The sequence below is a fragment of the Kitasatospora sp. NPDC001527 genome, from assembly GCF_040298605.1.
Lineage (GTDB): Bacteria > Actinomycetota > Actinomycetes > Streptomycetales > Streptomycetaceae > Kitasatospora.
Genome location: NZ_JBEPAM010000010.1, coordinates 146,754 through 171,003 on the forward strand (window position 1 = coordinate 146,754; position 24,250 = coordinate 171,003).

The following is a 24,250-nucleotide window of genomic DNA, read 5'->3' on the forward strand; positions in this document are numbered from 1 at the left end:
CCGTCGGTCGGCGCCGTCGGTCGGCGCCGTCGGTCAGAGCTCGACCTCCTTCAGGAGCCCGGTCGCGACGTCGAAGACGAAACCGCGCACGTCGCTCGTGTGCGGGACGAACGGGCTGGTGCGGATCCGGGCGGCCGACTGCCGGACGTCCGTCTCCAGGTCGGCGAAGGCCTCGGCGGCCCACGGGGGCTTGATGCCGGTCTCCTCCCGGATCGACTCGCGGAACGCGTCGTCGGCGAAGGTCAGCATGCCGCAGTCGGTGTGGTGGACGAGGATGATCTCCCGCGTCCCGAGCAGCCGCTGGCTGATCGCCAGCGAGCGGATGGCGTCGTCGGTCGCCACCCCGCCGGCGTTGCGGATCACGTGCGAGTCGCCCTCGGCGAGGCCGAGCGCGCCGTAGACGTTGAGCCGGGCGTCCATGCAGGCCAGGACGGCCGTGCGTCGGGCCGGCGGGAGCGGGAGCGGCCCGTCGAAGGCCGTGGCGTAGTCGGCGTTGTTGCGCAGGTAGTGGTCGGTGGCGGTGTCGGTCATGGCGGACTGACGTCCCTTCGGTGCGGTCGGATCGTGGTCTGCCGGGACACGGGGGCGCGCGGGAGTGCGCGCGAGTGCACACAGATGCGCGCGGATCGAGTGCCGCGCCCGGCACGGGCGGACGACGGCCCCGGCGGCGCCCGCACGGGGCGGCACGGCCGGACGGGCCGGGTGGTCGGACGATCAGACGATGACCGGACAGCCGGTGGAGTGGACGCGGCCGAAGTCGATGTGACGACGGCGGACGAGCACGGTCATGCGGGCACCGTACTGCCCACCACGCCCCGCCCGCCCGCGAATCCGCCATTCTCCACCCCACCGGGTGACCACCCCCGCCGGTCATGTCATGGACGCCACGACCCGCACCGCGTCCGGCAACCGTCACCCCGGATGTCTTCGACACGGCGTCGCACACCGTCGACCTCCACGGCACGCTCAGGACCACCGTCCTCGGGGCGGCCTCCGTCCCGTACCTCGCCGACAGCACGGCGAACAACTGCTCTCGCCCGGGGACCGGCGCCGCCACCTCGGGGGTTCGGGGACCTTCGAGGCTGGAGGATCCGGGAGAAGTCCCCCTAGGATCAGGCCGTGTCACAGACTTCGAAGGAAGACCACTACGCGGACGCCGCGTTGCGTCACCACAACGACGCGGTCTACTTGCACGATGACGGCCGACTGCCCAACGCCGACCATCATTTCGGCTTTGCCGTGGAATGCGCGCTGAAGAGCCTCATGCTCAGGTACACCCGGGTATCGATGGATCCGCTCCGACCCGGCGGACGGCCGGCCGGCAAACCGTACATCCCGCAGCAGAACGGCAAGCAGAAGCAGATCGGGCATCTTCCCGAAGCCTGGTCCGACACGGGCGACGTCATATCCGATGCGACGCTCCTTCTTCACGGGCGCACCGGAAGCGCCCTCGCCTCGATCCTGACGGCTTCGACACCGTTCTCCACCTGGAGCGTGCATGATCGCTACAGTGACGGTTCTTCCATCCTCGAGGCTGATGTCCGAGCCCGCCGTGCGGCCTCGGAACTGATTCTCGCCCTGCACGAGCAGGCGCTCATTGCCTGATGATCGAGGGACCGCGATGACCGCCCCGCTTGAAGCCGAGGACTACCGGAACCTGCTGGTTTCCGCGCTGCCTCCCGCCCAGGACGCGGACACCGTCGTACCCACGCTCCTCAACCTCTTCACCCCCGACACCCACCGCCTCGCACTCCATGTCGACACCACCGTGGTCCGCGGCGGCCGCGGAGTCGGCAAGACCTTCTGGTGCCGCTCGCTGCTCGACGACCAACTTCGAGACGTCGCGGCGGAGGAGTATCGCATTGACCGGCTCCGGAACCTGAAGGTCTCCCCCGGATACAGCGCGATGCTGCAGCCCGACCTCTACCCCGGGGCCGGCGAGCTGGCGAGTCTGGTGGACCACGGCATCCGCGCCTACGACTTGTGGAACGCCGTGCTGCTGGTGACGCTCGGGCAGCCGGAGCTCCGGGGAAGCATGGAATGGAAGGACCGTATTGCCTGGGTCCGGGCCAATCCAGGAGCACGCGACCGCACCATCGCGCGGGCGGATGCCGAAGCGCAGGTGGCCAGAACCACGCAGCTGATCCTCTTCGACGCACTGGAGCACCTCCACCGCGACCGGACCCAGGCCGACCGGCTGGTCGCCGGCATCCTTCAGCTCGCCCTGGAGATGCGGCTCAGCACCAAGAACATCCGGTGCAAGATCTTCATCCGCCCCGACATGTTCGACGGCGCGCTCCTCCACTTCCCGGACGCATCGAAGCTGACCTCCAACGCTGCCAGCCTCCAGTGGACGACCACCAACCTGTACGGCCTGTTCTTCCACTACCTCGGCAACCACGACAGCGCCGAATCCACGAGGTTCCGCTCCTGGACCGGGAGTTGGACCGAGCATGCCGGGCGGCACCTCCCTCCCTCGACACTGCTGGGTGACGAGCAGGTGCAGGCATCCGTCTTCAGCCAGCTCGCCGGACCCTACATGGGGGCGAACTACCGGAAGGGCATCACCTACACCTGGCTTCCGAACCACCTCATGGACGGCGTCGAACAGGTGAGCCCTCGCAGCTTCCTCAACGCGCTGAGCATGGCCGTGGACGAGACGCGAGGGAAATACGCGAGCCATCCCTTTGCCATCTACCACGAGGGAATCCGAAAGGGCGTCCAATCGGCGTCGCAGACTCGCGTCAACGAGATCCGCGAGGACATGCCGTGGGTCCGGACGGTCATCGAACCCCTGGCCGGCCAGCAAGTGCCGATCGACCAAGGACTCGTCCTGGACCTCTGGGCGGCATCGGACCTGGCAGCCACCCTCGGCAGGGAAGCAGCCCGCGCCAACGCGGGCGGGAACGGAGCAGAAGTCCGAACTGGACCGCGCTATCCGGACGACTATCTGCGGCTTATCGACGAGCTGATCGCCCTTGGCGTCATGCGCCGCCGCAAGGACGGCAGAATCGATCTCCCGGATGTCTACCGGATCGCATTCTCCATCGGCCGCAAGGGCGGCGTGCCGAAAGTGCAGTCCTAGGCCTGGCGCACCGTGTTCCGTCACCGCACAGCCGATTCCCGGAGTGGCCGCACGCCCACCACGGGCGGGTCGCGCACGCCGGCAGACCCACCGGACGACTTCGCCCGACAGCCGGGCCCGGCACAACCCCGCGAGACGAGGAGTGCGGCGGACGGGCACTCATACCGGTCCGTTTCGGGTCCGGCATGCCGTGCCGGACCCGAAACGGACCCATTCGGAGCGGGGAGCCCGGACCACCGCACGGAGCCACTTGAACAGGGCCCCACGAAGCCGCTCGGAAATATGCCGGCCGGGCGAGCGGGAACGCTAGTAAGGTTTCACATGTGACGCTCTTATCTCTTCACGGCGGTCACGGGTGATCCGCCCGTTCCTGCCCGCCGTCGACTATCCGGCACTGGCCGAACTGCTGTCGGCCGAGGGGCCCGCGACCGTGACGGCGACCGAACTCCTGGAGCGGGACGCGGCGTTGCCGGGTACGGACGAGTTCCTCATCGATCATCGGGGGCGGCTCACCGGGCACGGCCGGGTCCGGCTGGTCCAGCCCGGCCCCTCCGGCGACCTGCTCGCCTTCGCCACCGCCTGGCGGGCGCCGTGGACGCCGCCCGGCGACCTCGCCTCGCTCGTGGTCAGCGCACCCGGGCGAGCGCCGGCCTGGCTGCTGCCGCTCTACGACGGGCTGGAGCGCTGGGCGCGCGGGGCCGGCGCCTCCCGGATGCTCGGCGAACTCCCGGACGGGGAGGGGAGGTCGGGGCACACCCGCGGGACGTGCCCGTCGGACCTGACCGGCCTGCTGCTCGGCCGGGGCTACCGGGTGGACGCGCACGTCCGGTCGGCCGTCGCCTCCATCGGGGCGCACCTGCCCGCTCCGCAGGCGCCGCCCGGCCTGCACCTGGACACCCTCGCCGACACCACCGCGCCCGAGCCCGAGCGGCAGCTCCACCACCTCTACCGGGAGACCCTGCGCGACAACCCGGGATTCGCCGACGCCCTCCCGGATTTCGAGCCGTGGCGTGCCGAGGCCCTGGACGGACCCGGCGGGCGGCCCGACTGGGTGTTCACCGCCGAGAGCATGGGGCGGATCGTCGGCGCGACCGTCGTGCACGCCGTGTCCGATCCGCAGGCCTGCCGGATCGACTACACCGGGGTGCTGCGCCCGTGGCGGGGCCGCGGGCTGGCCCGGGCGCTCAAGCTGCACGCCGCCCGGCACCTGGCCGGCCACGGCGTGCGGACCGCGCACACCGAGGTCGAGGCCGGCAACGTGCCGATGGTCGCGGTGAACACCGCCCTGGGGTACCGCTGGGGGCCGGGCCACCGGCGGCTGGTCAAGGAGTTCTGAGAGCGGCTCGGACCCCGAGCGGCGGCGTGTTGGAGACCTGGTTCGCGGGCGACCCTCGACTACTCTGCGTCGACGGGTGATCACATCATGACACTCTGCGACGAAAGGAGTCACCATGACGGACGACTTCACTCAGCGGCCGGCACCGGAGTCCGTGCGCCTGATCGACTTCGAGGAAGCGAAGGTCGTCCCGGGAATCGTTCCGGGCACCTTCATCCTCGTCGTCAGCGGGGAGAAGCCCTACGAGAGCATGACGGTCCGCCTCATCCCGCTGGTCTACGTCAGACAGCCCGAGTACTGGGGCATCGAGGTGACCGGCACGCTGCCCTCCGGCTTCCTGCTGCCCGTCACCGCCCCGTACACCGAGGCGCTGCCGCTGGACGGGATCACGGGCACCAGGGGCATCGAGGTGATCGGCGCGAACAAGCGGGAGAAGATCGAACTGCCGCGAGGCACATGAGGTCGGCTTCGAAGGAGCGCAGCGCGACGGCCCGCCCCCGGCAGGGTGGCGGGCCGTCGGCTGTCCGGCAGCCCGGCAGTCCGGCTGAGTCAGTCCATCGGCGGCGGGCCCGGGGGCTCCTTGGGGAGGCGGGCCGCGACCAGGGCGCCGAGGGCGACGGCGACGGCCGTGGCCAGCAGGGCGGCCCGGTAGGGCCCCGGCTCGGTGCCGTGCGCGCCGTCCTCCGAGAGGACGCCGATGAGGGCCGCCGCGCCGGCGATGCCGAACGCGCCGCCGAGCGTGCGCACGATGGTGAACAGGCCCATCGCGCGGCCCATCGCGGGGGGCGGCACGTCCGCGAACCCGGCGATCTGCACGGTCAGCACGGCGGTGCCCAGGATCAGGCCCACGCCGAACATCAGCGCCCGCACGGCCCAGGCGTTCTCGCCCACGCCGGGCACGGCCAGCGCGGCCAGTACCAGGGCCGCCAGCAGCAGGGCCGGCAGCGCCAGCAGGCGCGGGCCGAGCTTCGGCAGCAGCCGGTCGACCACCTGGGAGGCGGCCATCAGGCCGATCGCCTCCGGGAAGACGCTCAGGCCCGCGTCCAGCGCCGAGCCGCCGAACGCCGCCTGGTGGAGCAGCGGGAAGGCGAACAGCGCGCCCATCAGTCCGGCGGCGGTCAGCAGGGCCAGCCAGCTGGCCGCGCCGAAGGACCGGTCGGCGAGCAGCCGGAGGTCCACCAGCGGCTCCTCGGCGCGCAGTTGGTGGCGGACGGCGAGCGCGAGCAGCAGCACGCCGAGCACTCCGGAGGCCGCCACCGCCGGGGAGGTCCAGCCGTGCGCGGGGCCGAAGCCGAGCGCGTAGGTGAGCAGGCCGAGGCCGGGGGTGGCGAGCAGGAAGCCGGTGGTGTCGAAGCGGCCGGCCGGCGGCTCCTCCTGGTCGCGCAGCGCGAACAGGCCGGTGAGCACGGCCGCTACCCCGATCGGCACGTTGACCAGGAACAGCCAGTGCCAGGAGAGGTGCTCGGTGAGGAAGCCGCCGAGCGGCGGGCCGAGCGCGGGCATCAGCGCGGTCGGCACGATCAGCACCTTGCCGAGGCCTGCCCGCTCGTGCGGTTCGAAGGCCCGGAACAGCAGGGTCATGCCGACCGGGGTGAGCAGGCCGCCCGCCACGCCCTGGACCGCGCGGGCGGCGGTGAGCGCGCCGAGGCCGGGCGCGGCCGCGCAGAGCGCGCTGGCCAGGGTGAACACGGCGAGCGAGCCGAGGAAGACCCGGCGCACGCCGAACCGGTCGCCGAGCCAGCCGGCCGCCGGGAGGCCGACGGCGAGGCCGACCAGGAAGGCGGTCTCCACGGCGTTGGCGGCGGAGACCGGGCGGCCGAAGTCCCCGGCGATGGTGAACAGCGCCGGGTTGACGATCGTCGAGTCCAGGCCGTTCATGCACATCGCGGCCGTGTAGACGAGCACGACGGCGAGGCGCCCGGCGAACAGCGGGCGTGCCGGGGCGGCGGCCTCGCCGGGGGCGGAGGTGGCGCTGCCGGGGGTGGGGGTGGGGCCGGGGCCGGAGGTGGGGCCGGGGCCGGGCTGGGTGTCCGCCTGGCTCATCGGGCCGGGTCGAGGTCGGTCCAGTGGGCGGTGATCCAGTCGAGGGCGGCGGAGCGCTCGCACGGCCCGTGGGCGACGGTCCAGCCGTCCGGGACGGCGGCGAAGGCCGGCCAGAGCGAGTGCTGGCCCTCGTCGTTGACGAGCGCGAGGAACTCGCCGTCGCCGTCGAAGGGGCTGGCGGGGGCGTCACTCATGGGGTGGGTTCTCCAGACGGTCTGGTCGTGTGGGGTGGCGGGCGGCGGGTGACGGCTGACAGATTTCAGAATCTGTTATCTGTTATCTGATATCTGTCAGTTGTCATTTGTCAGCGGTCAGCGCTCGGCTGTCCGCTGTCGGCACGGGAGTCGAGTGCGGCGAGCCGCTCCGCGACGACGGACGCGATGTGCGCGATCGGCTCGGGCAGGGTCATGTCCTTGTGCGAGCAGGCGACCTCGGTGTTGTCGATCCGCCCGGCCACGTACGGCGTCCACAGCTCGGGCACCAGGGTGTCGTCGATGGTGTCGACGACGGCGCGGAAGAACAGCACGTCGCCCTCGAAGCGGCGGTGGTCGTAGCCGCGCACCAGGTGGTTGATGTGCAGGTAGATCCGGTTCAGCGCCTCGACGGTGGCGTCGTCCAGTCCGGCCAGCGGGCTGCCCTCGCGGCGCAGCAGCTCGGTGACGTGGGCGAGTTCGAGCGGCCGGCCGTCGAGGTCCGCCGGGCCGTAGCCGCCCATGGTGAGCAGCGCCTCCAGCGCCTCGGCCTGGTCCGGCACGGGCAGGTCGCGGAATCCCTCGGCCGGGTAGGCGTCGAGCACGGCCAACAGCTCAACGGCGCAGCCGAGTTCCTGCAGCCGGGCGGCCATGGCGTGGGCGATGATGCCGCCGGTGGACCAGCCGAGCAGCCGGTACGGCCCCTCGGGCTGGACCTCGCGCAGCCGGTCGACGTAGTGGGCGGCCAGCTCCTCCATGGTCGCGGGCAGCGGCTCACCGGAGGTGGCGGCGCCGACGCCCTGCGCCTGGAGGCCGTAGATCGGCACATCGGCGGGCAGGTTGCGGATCAGGCCGGTGTAGCACCAGCTGAGCCCGCCGGCCGGGTGGACGGCGAACAGCGGGGCGCGCCGCCCGGGGGCGGTGGGCCGCAGCGGCAGCAGGACATCCAGCGCGTCGGCGCCGGGGGTGTCGGCGGCGAGCGCGGTGTCCAGTGCGGCGACGGTGGGCGCCTGGAACAGCGTGCCGATGCCGACCTCCAGGCCGAGCACGGCGCGGATCCGTCCGGCGAGCCGGACGACCAGCAGGGAGTGGCCGCCGAGGGCGAAGAAGTCGTCGTCGACGCCGACCGCCGGCACGCCCAGGACCTCGGCGAACAGCTCGCAGAGCTGCTGCTCGCGGGGGTTGCGCGGGGGCCGCCCGGCGCCGGCCGCGGGCGCGTCGGGGGCGGGCAGGACGCGCCGGTCGAGCTTGCCGTTGGCGGTGAGCGGGAGGCGCTCCAGCAGGACGACGGCGGACGGGACCATGTGGACGGGCAGGTCGGCGGCGGTGCGGGTGCGCAGTTCCTCGGCGGTCACCCGCTCGGCGCCGGGGGCGAGGACGGCGTAGCCGACCAGGCGCTTGTCGCCGGGCACGTCCTCGCGGACGATCACGGCGGCGTCGGCGACGGCGGGGTGGGCGGCCAGCACGGCCTCGATCTCGCCGAGTTCGATCCGGAAGCCGCGGATCTTCACCTGCTGGTCGGCGCGGCCGAAGTACTCCAGAACGCCGTCGGCCCGGCGGCGGGCGAGGTCGCCGGAGCGGTACATCCGGGTGCCGCGCTCGCCGAACAGTACGGCGTGCGGATCGGCGACGAAGCGCTCGGAGCTGAGCGCGGGGCGGCCGAGGTAACCGCGGGCGAGGCCGGCGCCGGCCACGTACATCTCGCCGGTGACGCCGGGCGGGACGGGCTGCAGGTACCGGTCGAGGACGTAGACCCGCAGGTCCGGGATGTTGACGCCGATGGTGCTGCCGGTGCCGGCGGCGGCGCTCGCCCGGTCGAGGGCGATGTAGGAGACGTGCACGGTGGTCTCGGTGATGCCGTACATGTTGACCAGGGTGGGCGCGTCGTCGGCGTGCCGCTCGTACCAGTCGTCGAGGCGGCCGAGTTCGAGTGCCTCGCCGCCGAACACCACGTAGCGCAGGGCGAGTTCGCTGCCGGGGCGTTCCCGGTCGGCGGCGCTGAGCTGGTAGAAGGCGGACGGCGTCTGGTTGAGGACGGTCACCCGCTCGCGGGCGAGCAGGTCGAGGAAGGCCGCCGGGTCGCGGCTGACCAGGTGCGGGACGACGACCAGCCGCCCGCCGTGCAGCAGGGCGCCCCACAGCTCCCAGACCGAGAAGTCGAAGGCGTAGGAGTGGAAGAGGGTCCAGACGTCGTCGGCGCCGAAGCCGAACCAGTGGTCGGTGGCGGAGAACAGCCGGACCACGTTGTGGTGGGTGACCGGCACGCCCTTGGGCCGTCCGGTGGAGCCGGAGGTGTAGATGACGTAGGCGGTGTCCTCGGCGCGCAGCGGCCGGGTGCGCTCGTGCTGGGCCAGCGGGACGGCCGGGTAGCCGTCCGACTCGCCGCCGTCGACGAGGAGTTGCGGCACCTGGTGCTCGGGCATCCGGGGCGCGGTGGCGCGGTCGGTGATCAGCGCGGCGGGTGCGGCGTCGGCGAGCATGTAGGCGAGCCGGTCGGCCGGGTACTCGGGGTCGAGCGGCAGGTAGGCGGCGCCGGACTTGGCGACCGCGAGCAGGCCGACGACCAGGTCGAGGGAGCGCGGCAGGGCGAGCGCGACGATGGTGCCGGGGCCGATGCCGCGGGCGGCCAGCAGGCGGGCCACCCGGTCGGCGCGGGCGCCGAGTTCGCGGTAGGTGAGGGTGTGGCCGTCGTAGCCGGCGGCGACGGCTTCCGGGTGGGCGAGGGCGGCGGCCTCGAAGAGTTCGGGCAGGGTCGCCCCGGGCGCCGAGGCGACGGGGGCGCCGTTCCACTCGACGAGGGCGCGGTGCCGCTCCTCCGCGCTGATCAGCGGGAGGCGGCCGATGGCGGTGTCGGGCGCGGTGGCGGCGGCGGTGAGCAGCCGGGTCAGCCGCTCGGCGAGGGCCTGGACGGTGGCCTCGTCGAAGAGGTCGGTGCGGTACTCCAGGAAACCCGCGATGCCGCCCTCGCGCAGTTCGCCCGCGTTGAGGGTGAGGTCGAACTTGGCGGTGCCGGAGGGCATGGCGGCGACGGCGGCGGTGAGGCCGCCGCCGAGCGCGAACGCGCGGTCGGGGACGGACTGCCAGGCGAGCATGACCTGGAACAGCGGGTGCCGGGCGAGCGAGCGGGGCGGGTTGAGCTCCTCGACCAGGCGGTCGAAGGGCAGGTCGGCGTGGTCGTGGGCGCCGAGCACGGCGGTGCGGGCGCGGCCGAGCAGTTCGCGGAAGGTCGGCTCGCCGGACGTGTCGGTGCGCAGGACCACGGAGTTGACGAAGTAGCCGACCAGGGCGGCGGTCTCGTCGGAGTCGCGGCCGGCGACGGGTGTGCCGATCGGGATGTCGGTGCCGCAGCCGTGCCGGGTGAGCAGGGCGGCGAGGCCGGCCTGGACGGCGGTGAACACGCTGGCGCCGGTGGTGCGGGCGAGCGCGGCCAGGGCGGCGTGGGCGTCGGCGTCCAGGCGGAACGGCACGGTGGCGCCGCGGTGGGCGGCGACGGCGGGCCGGGGGCGGTCGGTGGGCAGGTCGAGCTGGTCGGGCAGGCCGGCCAGGGTCTTGCGCCAGTGGTCGAGTTGGCGGACGGCCAGCGGGCTGGGGGCGTCGGCGGTGCCGAGCAGCCGCGCCTGCCAGGCCACGTGGTCGGCGAACTGCACGTCGAGCGGCGCGAGTTCGGGGGCGCGTCCGGCCAGGCGGGCGGTGTAGGCGGTGGCGAGGTCGCGGGCAAGCGGGGTGGTGGAGGCGCCGTCGCCGGCGATGTGGTGGAGCAGCAGGAGCAGGGTGCGGGTGCCGTCCGGGTTGTCGAACAGGGTGGCCCGCAGCGGGGGTTCGGCGCCGAGGTCGAAGGCGTACCGGACGGCCTCGGCGAGCGGGCCGGTGCCGGTGTGCAGTTCGACCGGGGCGGGCGGCAGGATCCGCTGGTACGGCTCGCCGTCGGCGGATTCGCCGTAGACGGTGCGCAGGGTCTCGTGCCGGGCCGCGAGGTCGGTGACGGCGAGCGCGAGGGCGGCGCGGTCGAGCGGGCCGGTGAGGGTGAGGGCGAGCGGGATGTTGTAGGTCGGGCTGGGGCCTTCGAGCCGGTAGTGGAACCAGAGGCCGCGCTGGGCCGGGGAGAGCGGGAGGCGTTCGGTGCGCGCGACCGGGACCAGGGCGGGGCGCGGTTCGGGGGCGGTGCGCTCGCGCAGCAGGGCGGCGAGGGCGGCCGGGGTGGGGTTGCGGAAGACGTCGGCGAAGCCGACGGCGGCGCCGAGGCTCTCGCGCAGCCGGGCGGCGAGCCGGCCGGCCAGCAGGGAGTGGCCGCCGAGATCGAAGAAGTCGGCGTCGCGGGAGGGGAGTTCGCTCCGCTCCAGGAGGTCGGCGAACAGTCCGCCGATGATCTCCTCCTGCGGGGTGGCGGGCGCGGCACCGCTCTCCTGCCCGGCGGCCTCGGGCTCGGGCAGGGCGCGGTGGTCGAGCTTGTCGTTGCCGGTGCGCGGCAGGTCGTCGAGGACGAGGACGGCGGCGGGCACCATGTGCTCGGGCAGCCGGGCGGCGAGCGCGGAGCGCAGCGCGGCCGGGTCGAGGACGGCGCCGGCGGCGGGAACGGCGTAGCCGAGCAGGCGCTTGCCGTTCGGGCCGGGGCGGGCGATGACCGCGGCCCGGTCGACGCCGGGCAGTTCGCCGAGGACGGAGGCGATCTCGCCGGGCTCGATCCGGAAGCCGCGGATCTTCACCTGGTCGTCGGCGCGGCCGAGGAACTCCAGGGTGCCGTCGGCGCGGCGGCGGGCGAGGTCGCCGGTGCGGTACATCCGGCTGCCGGGCGGGCCGTAGGGGTCGGCGAGGAAGCGTTCGGCGGTGAGGTCGGGGCGGCCGAGGTAGCCGCGGGCCAGGCAGGCGCCGGCCACGTACAGTTCGCCGGTGGCGCCGTCGGGGGCGGGGCGCAGCGAGCCGTCGAGGACGTAGGCGCGCGAGCCGCGCACGACGCGCCCGACGGGGGCGCCGTCCGGGCCGGGGGTCCAGGAGTAGGCGTCGACGGTGGTCTCGGTGGGGCCGTAGAGGTTGACGGGGGCGAGGCCGTCGACGGCGGTGAGGCGGCGCCAGAGCGGGTCGGGGGTGGCCTCGCCGCCGACCGCGATCACGGCGGGGCGGTGGCGGTCCTCGGCCAGCAGGTCCTCGGCGAGCAGGACGTCGAGGTAGGAGGGGGTGACGTCGAGGTAGTCGATGCGCTCGCGGTGGACGTGGGCGGCGAGGGCGGCCGGGTCGCGGTAGGTGTCGTCGTCGAGCAGGTGGAGTTCGTGGCCGTGGAGCATCCACAGCACCGGGTCCCAGGAGGCGTCGAAGGCGAAGGAGGCGCTGTGGGCGACGCGCAGCCGCTCGCGGCCGGTGCGGGCGACGGCGGGGGCGATGTGGTCCTCGCCGTGGCCGGCGTGCAGGTTGGCCAGCGAGGCGTGGGTGACCACGACGCCCTTGGGGCGGCCGGTGGAGCCGGAGGTGTGCAGCAGGTAGGCGGTGTGCGCCGGGTCGGGCGCGGGCAGCGTCGACCGCTCGGATTCCGCGGCGAGTCCGGCGCGGACGGCGGGGTCGTCGAGGGCGACGGCGGGGCGGTCGGCGGCGCCCGGGAGGCCGGCGAGAGCCTCGGTGGTGCCGACGGCGCAGACCGGGCGGGTGTCGTCGAGGATGTCGGCGATCCGCTGCCGCGGGTGGGCGAGGTCGAGGGAGAGGCAGGCGCCGCCGGCCCTGAGCACGGCGAACATGGCGACCAGCGTGTCGGCGCCGCGCGGCATGGCGAGGGCGACCGGGGTGCCGGCGCGGACGCCGAGGGCGGCGAGGCGGTGCGCCAGGCGGGTGGCGGCGGCGTCGAGTTCGGCGAAGGTGAGGGCGGTGGCGCCGCTGCGCAGGGCGACCGCGTCCGGGGTGCGGGCGGCCTGCTCGGCGAGCAGTTCGGGCACGGTACGGGTGGCGGGGGGCTCGGTACGGCCGGAGGTGGCGCGGCGCAGGGCGTCCTCGTCCAGCAGGTCGATCCGGGCGATCGGGGTCCGCGGGTCGTCGAGCAGCAGGGCGGCGAGGCCGTCGAGGTAGCGCAGCAGGCCGTCGCGGTGGGCGGCGAGCGCGTCGGCGCCGTAGTGGTCGGGGTGGGCCTCCAGGCCGATCCGCAGGGCGCCGTCGGGGCCGGGCGAGACGGCGAGGGCGAGGTCGTCGACGGGGCCGGCGGCGAGGTTGCGGACAGTGGCGGGCAGGCCGGCGAGGTCGAGGTCGCCCTCGAAGGCCTTGATGTTGACCATCGGTCCGAACAGGGCGCGGCGGGTGCCGGTCTGGGCGAGGTCGCGGCGCAGGTCCTCCAGCGGGTAGCGCTGGTGGCGGCGGACCTCGCGGACCTCCAGGACGACGCGGCGCAGCAGGTCGGCGGCGGTGTCGCGGGGGTGCACGGCGAGGCGCAGCGGCAGGACGTTGGCGGTGGCGATCGGGGTGCGCAGGGCGGCGGGGCCGCGGCGGTTGGCGAGCGGCAGGCCGAGCACGACGTCCTCGGTGCCGGCGAGGCGGTGCAGATAGCCGGCGGTGGCGGCGATGACGAGTTCGGCCCAGGTGGCGCGGGCGGCCTTGGCGGCGGCCTCCAGGCGGGGCAGGGTGCCGGCGGGCAGTTCGGCGGCGAGGCGCGGCAGTCCGGCGGGGCCGGCGGGGGTGCCGCCGGGGAGGGTGGCGGGGGCGTCGGTGCCGGCCAGCCGGGTGCGCCAGAACTCGCGGTCGGCGGCGTGGTCCCGGCTCGCCCGGTAGGCGGCCTCCTCGGCGGCGACCTCGGCGGGGGTGGCGAAGCCGCGGTCGGTGGGGCGGGTGCCGGCGGTGAGCGCGGTGTAGAGCTCGGCGACCCGGCCGGTGAGGAGGGTGAGCGCGTAGGCGTCGACGGCGAGGTGGTGGACGCGCTGGTACCACCAGTGGCGCCCGTCGGCGAGGCGGATGAGGGCCTGGGTGAACAGCGGGCCCTCGGTGAGGTCGACGGGGCGGGCGAGGTCGGCGCGCATCCAGGCCTCGGCGGTGGCCTCGGGGTCGGCGTCGGCGCGCAGGTCGAGGTGGTGCAGGGGCCAGGGGCGGCCGGGGGTGAGGCGCTGGTGCGGGGCGTCGTCGCGGCCGCCGTCGGTGACGACGACGGCGCCGAGCGCGTCGGCCTCGTCGACGGCCCGGCGCAGGGCGGTCTCGAAGAGCGCGGCGTCGAGCGGGCCGGTGATCTCGACGGCGTCACCGGTGTTGTAGACCGGGCTGTCGGGGTCGAGCGCCTGGGCGTACCAGATCGCCGCCTGGGTGGCGAGCAGCGGCACGTCGGCTGCGGCGGGGACGGCGACGGGGTCGGACGCGGCCTGGTGGCGACGCATGGTTCTGAGAGCTCCTCGGGTCCGGCGCAACGGAACGCCTGCTACCTACTTAGGTTAGCCTAAGCTATCTGCATATTGTCTGGTCAACAGCCCGCCGAGAGGCGGGCCCTGACGCCCCCGGAGGCACCGATGTCCCCCCTGAACGCGAGCGAGCCGACCGTGAGCACGCCGGCGGCGAGCGGACCGGCCTCGGCCGACCCCCGCGTGAGGGAGGCGGTGCGCGAGCGCGTGCTCGCCCACCGCGACGAACTGCTCGCGCTCAGCCGCCGCATCCACGCCCACCCGGAGACCGCGTTCGAGGAACACCGGGCCGCCGAGTGGTGCGCCGAACTGCTGCGCGCCCACGGCTACGCCGTCACGCCGGGCGCGTACGGCCTGCCGACCGCCTTTGACGCGCGCCTCGGCTCCGGACCGGTCACCGTCGCCGTGGTCTGCGAGTACGACGCGCTGCCCGGGCTCGGCCACGCCTGCGGCCACAACCTCATCGCCGCCGCCGGCCTCGGCGCCGCGCTCGGCCTCGCCCCCCACGCCGAGCGGCTCGGGCTCACCGTGCGGGTGATCGGCGCACCCGCCGAGGAGCGCGGGGCCGGCAAGGCGCTGCTGCTGGACGCGGGCGCCTTCGACGGTGTGGACGCGGCGATGATGGTCCATCCGTGCCCGGTGGAGGTGGCCGACTTCCACTCCTTCGCGCTCGGCACCCTCTCGGTGCGCTACACCGGCCGCGCCGCCCACCCGAGCCTCAACCCGCACGAGGGACGCAACGCCGCCGACGCGCTCACCGTCGCCCAGGTCGCGCTCGGACTGCTGCGCCAGCAACTGCCGCCGCACTGGCGGGTGCACGGCATCACCACGGCGGCCGGGACGGCGCCCAACCTGATCCCCGACAGCGCGACCGCCGAGTACGAGATCCGTGCCTCGGCGGCCGAGGACCTCGCGGAGCTGCGCGCCCGGGTCGAGGACTGCTTCCGGGCGGGTGCGCTGGCCACCGGGTGCGAGGTCGAGCTGACCCGGCCCGAGCCGGACTACCTGGACTTCCGCAGCGACGCCGGGCTGCTCGCGCTGTGGCGGGCCAACGCGGCGGCGGTGGGGCGCCCGGAGCCGGTCGAGAGCGGGCCGTTCGCCTGCACCGACATGGGCAACGTCTCGCACGCGGTTCCGGCCATCCACCCGGTGCTGGACATCACCGGCGGCGCCTGCGGACCGCACGAGGCGGCGTTCGCCGAGGCCGCCGTCTCGCCGGAGGCGGACCGGGCCGTCGTGGAGGGCGCCCTCGCCATGGCGTGGACGGCGGCGGACTTCGCGGCGGCCCGCGGGTAGCGGGGGCGGGGTCCGCGAACGTGCGGACCTGCGGGCCTGCGGTCCTGCGGTCCTGCGGGCCGACAACTGACAGATAACAGACGACAGATTTCAGAATCTGTCATCTGTTATCTGTCATCTGAAATCTGTCAGTTGTCAGCCGTCGGCCGTCAGCCGCGCTCCGGCACCAGGTGCACCGGCCCCGGCTCGGACAGCCGTTCGCCGAGGACCGACGGCGCGGCCCGCAGGGCCGTCACCCCGGCCTCGCGGACCAGCTCCCCCACTTCGCCCGGGCGGTCCGGATCGGCCAGCACCAGCGCCGCCCCGGTCCGCAGCGGCCAGAGGAACTCCCACAGCGGGAGCCCCAGTTGGAGCACCCGGTCGCCCGGTCCCAACCCGTACGCGGCCTGCAGCTCGCGCACCCGGCGGTCCACCTCGGCGTGCGTCGTCCACACCCCCGCCGGCCGCCCGCCCGGCCCGTAGGCCCGGCAGAGCGGGTGCTGCGGGGTGAGCGCCCGCGGCGGGTCGGTGGCCGCCCGGCCGGCCAGTTCGGCGGCGGCCGGCCGTTCCGCGGCCGGCACCCCCTCCCCCAGCACGCACACCGGCGCCGCGTCCGCCAGCAGCCACGCCAGCCGCCCCGGCGCGTCGTCCGGGTCCAGTGGCAGGTACGCCGCCCCCGACTTGGCGACCGCCAGCAGCGCCGGCACGAGGTCGGCCGGGCGGGTGAGTGCGAGGCCGACGACCGTCCCGGGGCGGGCGCCGCGGTCCGCCAGGCAGCGCGCCATCCGGTTGGCCGCGGCGTTCAGCTCGCCGTAGCGCACCGGTGCCGCGCCGACCGGCAGCAGCGCCGGGGCGTCCGGCATCCGGGCGGCCTGCGCCTCGAACGGGCCGATCGCCGTGGTGGCCGGCCACCGCCGCGTCCGCGCGGTCCGGTCCGCCCCCGTGCCGGGCTCCATCAGGACGCGCCGAGCAGCTCGGCCCAGGCCTCGACGGCCGGGCGCTCGGCCAGCTGCAGAAAGGCCACGTCGGCACCCTCCGCGCGCCAGCGCTCGGCCAGCGCCATCAGCCGCACCGAGTCCAGGCCCCAGTCGGCCAGGTTCTCGTCCAGCGGGATGTCCGCCGGGTCCTCGCCGAGCAGGTCGGCGACCTCGGCCCGGATCCGCTCCACGGTGAAGGCCATGCCCGTCACTTCCCTTCCAGTACGGCCAGAACGGCGTCGGTGGCGGTGACCACGCCGCAGCGTCCGGCCACCCAGGTGAGCGCGGCGCGGTGCTCCTCCGCGCCGAAGTCGGCGACCGCGTCGGCCACCACGAAGGCCCGCACGTCGCGCATCCAGGCGTCGCAGGCGGTCGCCTGCACGCCGATGTGCGCGTACACGCCGGTGATCACCAGTTCGTCGCGGCCCTGCTCGCGCAGCAGCTCGTCCAGGTCGGTGCGGACGAAGGCGCTGTACTTCCACTTGGTGAGCAGGCGGTCGCCCTCGGCCGGGGCGACCGCGTCGGCGATGGCCGCCGCACGCGGGTCGTCCGGGATGCCCGGGCCCCAGAAGTCCTGCTGCAGGCCGCGCTGTTCGGGGGTCTGGCCGCCCGGCTGCGCCGAGTAGACGACCGGCACGCCGTGCTCGGCGGCCCAGGCACGCAGCCGGTTGATGTTGGCGAACAGCTCGGTGACCGGCTCGGCCGCCGTGTCGAAGGCGTTCAGGAAGTGGTTCTGCAGGTCGTGCACCAGCAGCACGGCCCGGGACGGGTCGACCGTCCAGTCGACCCGGTTGGCCGGCAGCTCGGCGGCGGCGGGCATCGGATAGGAGGGGATGCGGGGCAGGCCCACGGCGGTGCGTCCTTAGCTGTGTCGGAGACGCCGAAACGGTCGGCGGGTTCGGGGAGTTCGGGGAGTACGGGAGTTCGGAAGGGGAGGCTCAGGGGGTGGTGAGGGTGGCGGCGATGGCGGCGCGCAGGTCCTTCTTGCTGACCTTGCCGATGCCGGTGGAGGGGAAGGCGTCGACGAACTCGACGCGGTCCGGCACCTTGAAGTCGGCCAGCCCGCGCCCGCGCACGAAGCGCTTCAGCTCGACGGACTTCGGCGGCCGCGCGCGGTGCTCCTCGCGCAGCACGACGTAGGCGCAGGTGCGCTCGCCGAGGTAGGGGTCGGGCATCGAGACCACGGCCGCGTCGTGCACCGCCGGGTGGGCCAGCAGGTGGTTCTCGATCTCCTCGGCGGCGACCTTCTCGCCGCCCCGGTTGATCTGGTCCTTGGCCCGACCCTCGACCACCAGGTGGCCGGTGGCGGTGCGCCGGACCAGGTCGCCGGTGCGGTAGAAGCCGTCCGCGGTGAAGGAGGCGGCGTTGTGCCCGGGCGCGTTCCAGTAGCCGCGGATGGTGTACGGGCCGCGGGTGAGCAGGTGGCCGGTGGCACCGTCGGGCAGGTCGTCGTCCTGGTCGTCGACCACCCGCACCTCGTCGTCCGGGGAGATCGGCCGGCCCTGGGTGGTGACGACGACCTCCTCCGGGTCGTCCAGCCGGGTGTAGTTCACCAGGCCCTCGGCCATCCCGAACACCTGCTGGAGGGTGCAGCCCAGCACCGGGCGCACCCGGCGGGCCGCCTCCTCGCTGAACTTGGCGCCGCCGACCAGCAGCACCTCCAGGCTCTCCAGCCCGGTCGGCCCGCCCGCCTCCCGGCGGCGCTCGGCGGCCTCCAGCCAGAGCAGCGCCAGCGGCGGCACCAGGCCGGTGATGGTCACCCCCTCGCGCTCGATCAGCGGGAACGCCGTCTCGGGGCTGGGCTGCGGACAGAGCACCACCCGGCCGCCCGCGTACAGGGTGCCGAGCGAACCCGGCGAGCTGAGCGGGAAGTTGTGCGCGGCGGGCAGCACCACGAGGTAGACGCTGCGCTCGTCCTGGCCGCAGAGCTCGACCGAGCCGCGCAGCGAATAGATGTAGTCGTCGTGGGTGCGCGGGATGAGCTTGGGCACCCCGGTGCTGCCGCCGGACAGCTGGAGGAAGGCGACGTCCCCGGGCTGCGGCTCCGGGACCTCGGCGCCGGACGCTCCCCCGGCGACGGCCGGCTCCACCGGGACGTCGGCCAGCGCGGTGTGCCCGCCGGCGTCCGCGCCGACGACCAGGACGTGCCGCAGCGACGGCGTCTCCGCCCGTACCCGGTCGGCGAGTTCGCGGTAGTCGAAGCCGCCCTCGACGGCGGGGATCACATAGCCGACGGCACCGGTGAAGGCGCAGAAGTAGGAGATCTCGGTGTAGCGGTGCGCGGGCAGCGCGAAGACCGGCAGCGCGCCGATCCGGAACAGCCCGAAGACGACCTCGAAGAACTCGGCGGTGTTGGGGAGCTGGACCACCACCCGGTCGCCCCGGACGATGCCCAGGGCGCGCAGCCCGGCGGCCATCCGGTCGGCCCGCCGGTCGAGTTCGGCGTACGTCCAGCGGCGGGCCGGGTCCTCACCGGTGCCGCCGGCCGGGTCGACGATCGCGATCCGGTCGGGGTGGGCGGCGGCGCGCTCACGCAGCATCGAGCCGAAGGTCTCGCCGCGCCAGTGGCCGGCGGCCCGGTAGCGCTCGGCGAACTCCGCCGGGTACGGCGTGAATCCGGCGAGCACCCGCTCCATCGGACCGGCGTCGAGCGGTCGGAGATCGTGCGGTTCGGTCATGGAGTCCCCCGGGGTGGTCGGCTTGCTCACCGCGGCACTCCCGCGGCGTCCAGGAAGGTTCGGAACTTGGCGCTGGTCTCGGCGAGTTCGGCCTCCGGCCGGGACTCGGCGACCACGCCCGCGCCGGCGAACACCCGCAGGGTCCGCTCGTCGGCCTCGGCGCAGCGCAGGGTGACCACCCACTCGCCGTCGCCGTCCGCGTCGCCCCAGCCGACCATGCCCGCGTACAGGCCCCGGTCGAAGGGCTCGATCTCGCGGATCGCCTCGCGGGCGAGCGGGGTCGGGCTGCCGCAGACCGCCGGGGTCGGGTGCAGCGCGACGGCCAGCTCCAGGGCGGAGACCGCCGGGTCGGCCAGTTCGGCGGTGATGGTGGTGGCCAGGTGCCACATGGCGGCGGTGCGCACCAGGGTGGGCCGCTCCGGCACGTCCAGGGTGCGGCAGTACGGGGCGAGCGCGGTGCGGATGGCGTCCACCACGAAGGCGTGCTCGTGCAGGTCCTTGGGGGACTCCAGCAGTGCGGCGGCGCGCCGGACGTCCTCGCCGAGGTCGGCACTGCGCGGTACCGAGCCGGCCAGCGGGTTGGCGACGACGGCGGTGCCGCGGCGGGAGAGCAGGAGTTCGGGGCTGGCGCCGACGAGGGTGCGGCCGCCACCGGCCGGGACGCCGAAGGTGTAGCCGCCGGGGTCGCGGCGGGCGAGGCGCTGGAGGATGGCGGGCAGGTCGAGCGGGCGGTCGGCGCGCAGCTCCAGGGTGCGGGCGAGCACGACCTTGCTCAACTCGCCGCCCCGGAGCCGCTGGACGGCCTCGGCGACGCCGGCGCCGTACGCCTCGGGGGCGGGCACCGGGCGGACGTCCCAGTCGATCCGGTCGGCGGCGGGGGCGGGCAGCGCGATCAGCGGGTCGTCGCGCAGCGCGCCGCAGACGCGCAGCCGGGCGGGGACGGCGAGTTCGGCCCGGCTGTCGTGGTCGAACGCCACCGCGCCCACCACCAGCGGGTGTTCGACGCCGTCGCGGCGGGCCAGGGCGAGGGTGTCGGCGACCCGTTCGGCCAGCGGGCGCCCGTCCTGGGGGACCCGGGTGTGCACGCCCTCGGCGAGCAGCGTGCGGGTCGGGGAGGCGAAGAACGCCTCGTCGGGCGCGGCCCGATACTGGCCCAGCAGCCCGCTGGCCGCGCCGATGACGGTGTGGTCCGTCCCGGCGGGGGCGTGGTGCACCGTGGTCACCTGGATTCTCCCAGTCTGCGAGTGGTCGCCGGCGTCGCGCGTCGCGGCGGCCGGCGGGTGGTGTGGTTCGGGGGTGGGCGCCCCGGTGGGGGCGCGGTCCCGGTGGCGGGCGGCGGTCCCGGTGGGGCGGCGTGGTCCGGGCGCTGCTCGTCCCGGGTCGCGGCCCGCGCGGGCGTCCGGCCGCCCGGACTGCCGCGGTGTCAGGCCCGCAGGGTGGCGCCGCCGTCGACGTAGAGGTCGTGCATGGTGATGTGGCGGGCCCGGTCGGAGACCAGGAAGGCCACCGCCTCGGCGATGTCGGCGGGTTGGGCGATCCGGCCGAGCGGGATGCCGACCCGGTAGCTGGCGGGGTCGCCGTCGATGACGCGCTGCTCGGCGGCGGCCGCGTCGTCGTGCCAGAGCGCGCGTTGCATCTCGGTGTCGGTGGAGCCGGGCGAGACGATGTTGCAGCGCACCCCGGAGCGGCCGAGTTCCAGGCCGAGACAGCGGGTGAACATGGTGGCCGCCGCCTTGGAGGCCGCGTAGGCGGCCATGCCGGTGCGCGGCACGCCCGCGGCGTTGGAGCCGACGGTGACGATGGCGCCGCCGCCGCGCTCGGCCATCCGCCGCCCGACCGCGCGGGAGGCGTGGAAGACCCCGGTGGTGTTGACGGCGAAGGTGTCGGCCCAGTCCTGGTCGGTCAGTTCGACCACGGGGGCGGCGCGCAGGATGCCGGCGACGTTCACCAGGATCCCGACCGGGCCGAGTTGATCCTCGATCAGGGCGACGGTGGACTCCACGGCGGCCGCGTCGGAGACGTCCAGCAGGTAGGGGTGGACGGGGCCGCTAGCGGCCGGGCCTCCCGCTTCGCCCGCCACCTCGTCCGCGAGCACGGTGAGCGGACCGGGGTTGCGGTCGACCGCCGCGACGACCGCGCCGGCGGCGACGAGCGCGCGCGTCACGGCCGCGCCGATGCCCTGTCCGGCACCGGTGACGATCGCGACGGCGCCGGCGAGTTCGGACTGCTGCACAGGAAAATCCCCTCCGACCAGCGACATTAGGCAAGGCTAACCTAACACAATTGTTCGGACCCGCCGAGGGGTCGCGGGGGGCGGACGAGCTCCCTGCGGGGTCGTCAACTGCGGGCGCGGCAACAGCCGGGGGTGCGCCGAGCGACGGATCGGGGGCACCGACCCCCGCGCCCTCCGAAGGTGGACGCAACGTTGCGTCCAATGTTACGGTCAAGTCGAGACGCAACGTTGCGTCCAGTTTCGCACCTGCGGCACACCTACCGCGCACCTCGCGCCGCGCCGACCGCCGCGCGGCCGCGCACCCTGCCGCGGCGCCCGCCTCCCACCCGCCTCCACCCGAGGAACACCCATGTCCACAGCCCCGCCCCGGCGCCCCTCCGGCCGGCTCGCCCCGGCCGCCGTCGCCCTCGCCTTCTGGGTCACCATGGCCGGCACGACCGTCCCGACCCCGCTCTACCCGCTCTACCAGCACGCCTTCGGCTTCTCGACGTTCACCGTCACGGTGATCTTCGCCGTCTACGCGCTCGGCGTCGTCGCCGGACTGCTCGCCCTCGGCCGGCTCTCCGACCAGGTCGGCCGCCGGCCCGTCCTGCTCACCGCCCTGCTGCTCGCCGCGGCCGCCGCCGGGCTGTTCGAGGCCGCCGACTCGCTGCCCTGGCTGCTCGCCGCCCGCGTGCTGTCCGGCTTCGGCGCCGCCCTGGTCACCGGCGCCGCCACCGCCGCACTGCTCGACCTCGCCGCGCCGGAGCACCGGCTGCGCGCCCAGACCGTGGCCCTCGGCGCCAACATGGGCGGTCTGGCCGGCGGCACCCTGTTCGCCGGCATCCTCGCCGAGTGGGCCGGCTCGCCGCTGCGGCTGCCCTGGACGGTGACGCTCGTGCTCACCGGCGCCGCCCTGCTCGGCCTGCTCGCCGTCCCCGAGACGGTGCCCGCCGAGGTCCGCGCCGCCTCCCGGTTCCGGCTGCGCCTCCAGCCGCCGCACGTCCCGCCCGCGATCCGCCCCGCCTTCCTGCGCGCCGCGCTCGCCGGCGGCGCCGGATTCGCCGTCACCGGCGTGCTGACGGCGGTCAGCGGCCTCTTCCTGGCCACCGTGCTCGGCCTGCGCCACCACGCCCTCACCGGGCTGGTCGTCGCACTGGCGTTCCTCTCCATCGCCGTCGGCCAGCTCCTCGTGCGCGTCCTGCCGCAGGCCCGCGCGCTGCCGCTGGCCTGCGCCGGGCTGGTGCTGGCCGCCGCCCTGGTGATCGCCGCGCTGCTCGGCGGGACGCTGCCGCCGCTGCTGCTCGGCGCCTGCGTCAACGGCCTCGCCACCGGCACGGCGATCGGCACCGGGCTCGGCACCATCAACGGCGGGGTGGCGCCGCGGCAGCGCGGCGAGACGGTCTCGGCGTTCTTCGCGGTGCTGTTCACCATGCTCTCGCTGCCGGTGATCGGCGTCGGCGTGCTCATCCGGGCGACCGACCTGCGCACCGGCGGGGTCGCCTTCAGCGCCGCCGTCGCCGTCCTGGCGCTGGCGATCGCGGCCGGCCTGGTCCGCCGACCGGCGGTGCGGCGGGCGGCCTCCTCCCGCCCCGAGGAGGCGTGAGAGGATGGCCGTGACCGTCGCCACCGGCCATCAGCCGCCCCCGGACAAGGACCAGGACACCATCGCCGCCCAGCCCCGCCCCGCCACCGGAAGCCGTGCCGTCGGCGGCCGGGCGAACGCCGCTGCCGCGGCGGGCGGCGGCAGCGGCCGGCGCAGCGAGACCGCGCGCCTGGCGGTGCTGAACGCCGCCGACGACCTCCTGGTGGAGGTGGGCTTCGAGGGCCTCACCATCGAGGGCATCGCGGCCGCCGCCGGGGTCGCCAAGCAGACCATCTACCGGTGGTGGAAGTCCAAGGTCGACATCCTCTTCGACAACCTCGTCCTGGACGGCGCCACCGCCCTGGCCTGGCCCGCGGAGAACCCCGCCGACCCGGCCGACCTGCGCGCCTACGTCCACCGGTTCGCGGCCTTCCTCGGCGCCGAACCGGCCGGAAAGGTCCTCCAGGCCCTCCTCGGTCACGCCCAACTGGACGCCCGGACCGCCGAGTTGCTGCACGGCGGATTCCTCGACGAGCTGCGCGCCCGGGATGTCGCGCACACCCGTGCCTGCCTCGGGCTGCCCGCCGACGAGGACGGCACCGACCGGGCCGCCGTGCTGCTGGACGCCCTGCTCGCCCCGCTCTACCACCGCGCCCTGGTGCTGCGCCGCCCGCTGGACGCCGCGTTCGTCGACGCGCTGCTCGACCAGCACCTGCCGCGCTGACACCCCCTTTCCCGCCGCGCCGCCCGCGGCCCGTGCCGTCCTCCGGGCCCTCCGCCGGCGCCACCGCATCCCGCCAGGAGTCACCGTGTTCCGTCGCCCCCGGCCGACCCACGACGTTCGGGTCATCGCCGTCACCCCGCTCACCCCCGCCCTCGTCCGGCTCACCTTCGCCGGCCCCACCCTGGACGCCCTCGCGATCGAACACCCCACCCAGTGGGTGAAGTTGGACCTTCCCGAGGGCCACTCCCGGGCCTACACCATCCGCTTCCACCGGCCCGCCGAGCGCGAGGTGGACATCGACGTCGTGCTGCACGGCAACGGCCCGCTCTCCCGCTGGGCCGAGGTCGCCCGGGTGGGCGATCCCGCCCGGCTGGCCGGACCGCGCGGCCGCCGCCCCTCCTTCGAGGGCGCCGGCCACGTGCTGCTCGCCGCCGACGAGAGCGCCCTGCCCGCCGCGCTCACCATCCTCGACGACCTGCCGCCGGCCGTCCCGGTCTCCCTGTTCGTCGAGGTCGGCGACGCCACCGGGGCCGCCCTGCCGCTGCCCGAGCGGGCCGGCCTGACCGGGCACTGGCTGCCCCGCCGCCCGGAGCTGCCGAAGGGCCGCACGCTCGCCGACACTCTGCTCGCCACCGACCTGCCGACCGGCACCACGGCCTGGCTGGCGGGCGAGGCGAACGCCGTGGCCACCGTCCGCCGCCATCTGCTCACCGACTGGGCGCTGCCGCGCGAGCGCGTCCACAGCAAGGGGTACTGGAAGCAGGGCGAGGCCGACCACAAGGCATGACT

The 24,250-nt window shown here is 74.9% G+C and carries 18 protein-coding genes; 8 read left to right on the forward strand and 10 right to left on the reverse strand.

The annotated features are described in order from the left end of the window. Positions 1-33 precede the first annotated feature (33 nt). Positions 34-531: a beta-class carbonic anhydrase gene (locus tag ABT238_RS13630; protein WP_350561113.1), complete on the reverse strand. Its 498-nt coding sequence runs from the start codon at positions 529-531 to the stop codon at positions 34-36. A 588-nt stretch (positions 532-1,119) separates the two neighbouring features. Here ABT238_RS13630 and ABT238_RS13635 point away from each other — a divergent pair. The 4 genes from ABT238_RS13635 to ABT238_RS13650 all read left to right on the forward strand — a co-directional run bounded on the left by ABT238_RS13635 (position 1,120) and on the right by ABT238_RS13650 (position 4,881). Continuing rightward, on the forward strand, positions 1,120-1,605 hold the full coding sequence (locus tag ABT238_RS13635; protein WP_350757411.1) for a hypothetical protein: 486 nt from the start codon (positions 1,120-1,122) through the stop codon (positions 1,603-1,605). A gap of 16 nt (positions 1,606-1,621) precedes the next feature. Then, on the forward strand, positions 1,622-3,085 hold the full coding sequence (locus tag ABT238_RS13640) for a hypothetical protein (RefSeq protein ID WP_350757414.1): 1,464 nt from the start codon (positions 1,622-1,624) through the stop codon (positions 3,083-3,085). Between the two features lie 355 nt (positions 3,086-3,440). Further along, positions 3,441-4,421, forward strand: a complete 981-nt coding sequence (locus tag ABT238_RS13645) for a GNAT family N-acetyltransferase (protein ID WP_350561121.1) — start codon at positions 3,441-3,443, stop codon at positions 4,419-4,421. A 115-nt stretch (positions 4,422-4,536) separates the two neighbouring features. Beyond that, entirely contained in the window at positions 4,537-4,881 is a 345-nt protein-coding gene (locus ABT238_RS13650; RefSeq protein ID WP_350569798.1) for a hypothetical protein, read from the forward strand. Between the two features lie 89 nt (positions 4,882-4,970). Here ABT238_RS13650 and ABT238_RS13655 read toward each other — a convergent pair whose 3' ends face one another. The 3 genes from ABT238_RS13655 to ABT238_RS13665 form a co-directional block, all read right to left on the reverse strand. Then, the gene (locus tag ABT238_RS13655) at positions 4,971-6,464 is read right to left on the reverse strand and encodes a DHA2 family efflux MFS transporter permease subunit (protein ID WP_350757418.1); all 1,494 of its coding nucleotides are present in this window, start codon (positions 6,462-6,464) and stop codon (positions 4,971-4,973) included. Beyond that, a complete protein-coding gene (locus ABT238_RS13660) occupies positions 6,461-6,658 on the reverse strand; it encodes an MbtH family protein (protein WP_350569801.1) in 198 nt (65 codons plus the stop codon). The genes ABT238_RS13655 and ABT238_RS13660 overlap by 4 nt, the downstream gene beginning before the upstream one ends. 110 nt (positions 6,659-6,768) lie before the next feature. Then, complete coding sequence (locus ABT238_RS13665) at positions 6,769-13,989, reverse strand: non-ribosomal peptide synthetase (RefSeq protein ID WP_350757421.1); 7,221 nt, start codon at positions 13,987-13,989, stop codon at positions 6,769-6,771. A 129-nt stretch (positions 13,990-14,118) separates the two neighbouring features. Here ABT238_RS13665 and ABT238_RS13670 point away from each other — a divergent pair, with 129 nt between their 5' ends. Then, a complete protein-coding gene (locus ABT238_RS13670; protein ID WP_350569804.1) occupies positions 14,119-15,306 on the forward strand; it encodes a M20 family metallopeptidase in 1,188 nt (395 codons plus the stop codon). Between the two features lie 149 nt (positions 15,307-15,455). Here the strand turns inward: ABT238_RS13670 and ABT238_RS13675 are convergent, their stop codons facing one another. From ABT238_RS13675 to ABT238_RS13700, 6 genes are all read right to left on the reverse strand, one after another. Then, a complete protein-coding gene (locus ABT238_RS13675) occupies positions 15,456-16,241 on the reverse strand; it encodes an AMP-binding protein (RefSeq protein ID WP_350757424.1) in 786 nt (261 codons plus the stop codon). Next, entirely contained in the window at positions 16,241-16,465 is a 225-nt protein-coding gene (locus ABT238_RS13680) for a phosphopantetheine-binding protein (RefSeq protein ID WP_350569807.1), read from the reverse strand. The genes ABT238_RS13675 and ABT238_RS13680 overlap by 1 nt, the downstream gene beginning before the upstream one ends. A gap of 5 nt (positions 16,466-16,470) precedes the next feature. Beyond that, on the reverse strand, positions 16,471-17,112 hold the full coding sequence (locus ABT238_RS13685; protein WP_350569808.1) for an isochorismatase family protein: 642 nt from the start codon (positions 17,110-17,112) through the stop codon (positions 16,471-16,473). A gap of 88 nt (positions 17,113-17,200) precedes the next feature. Then, positions 17,201-18,898 (reverse strand): (2,3-dihydroxybenzoyl)adenylate synthase, encoded by a 1,698-nt coding sequence (locus ABT238_RS13690; RefSeq protein ID WP_350569890.1) that lies wholly within the window; start codon positions 18,896-18,898, stop codon positions 17,201-17,203. A gap of 68 nt (positions 18,899-18,966) precedes the next feature. Further along, positions 18,967-20,169 carry an isochorismate synthase DhbC gene (gene dhbC / locus ABT238_RS13695; RefSeq protein ID WP_350757544.1) on the reverse strand — a complete coding sequence of 401 codons (1,203 nt, stop codon included), beginning with the start codon at positions 20,167-20,169 and terminating at the stop codon, positions 18,967-18,969. Between the two features lie 194 nt (positions 20,170-20,363). Then, entirely contained in the window at positions 20,364-21,173 is an 810-nt protein-coding gene (locus ABT238_RS13700; protein WP_350569811.1) for a 2,3-dihydro-2,3-dihydroxybenzoate dehydrogenase, read from the reverse strand. Between the two features lie 349 nt (positions 21,174-21,522). Here ABT238_RS13700 and ABT238_RS13705 point away from each other — a divergent pair, with 349 nt between their 5' ends. The 3 genes from ABT238_RS13705 (at position 21,523) to ABT238_RS13715 (ending at position 24,248) form a co-directional block, all read left to right on the forward strand. Beyond that, positions 21,523-22,758 (forward strand): MFS transporter, encoded by a 1,236-nt coding sequence (locus tag ABT238_RS13705; RefSeq protein WP_350757427.1) that lies wholly within the window; start codon positions 21,523-21,525, stop codon positions 22,756-22,758. A 4-nt stretch (positions 22,759-22,762) separates the two neighbouring features. Next, positions 22,763-23,461, forward strand: coding sequence for a TetR/AcrR family transcriptional regulator (locus ABT238_RS13710; RefSeq protein ID WP_350569813.1), 699 nt, complete (start codon positions 22,763-22,765; stop codon positions 23,459-23,461). An 85-nt stretch (positions 23,462-23,546) separates the two neighbouring features. Next, a complete protein-coding gene (locus tag ABT238_RS13715; protein ID WP_350757430.1) occupies positions 23,547-24,248 on the forward strand; it encodes a siderophore-interacting protein in 702 nt (233 codons plus the stop codon). The last annotated feature ends 2 nt before the right edge of the window (positions 24,249-24,250 follow it).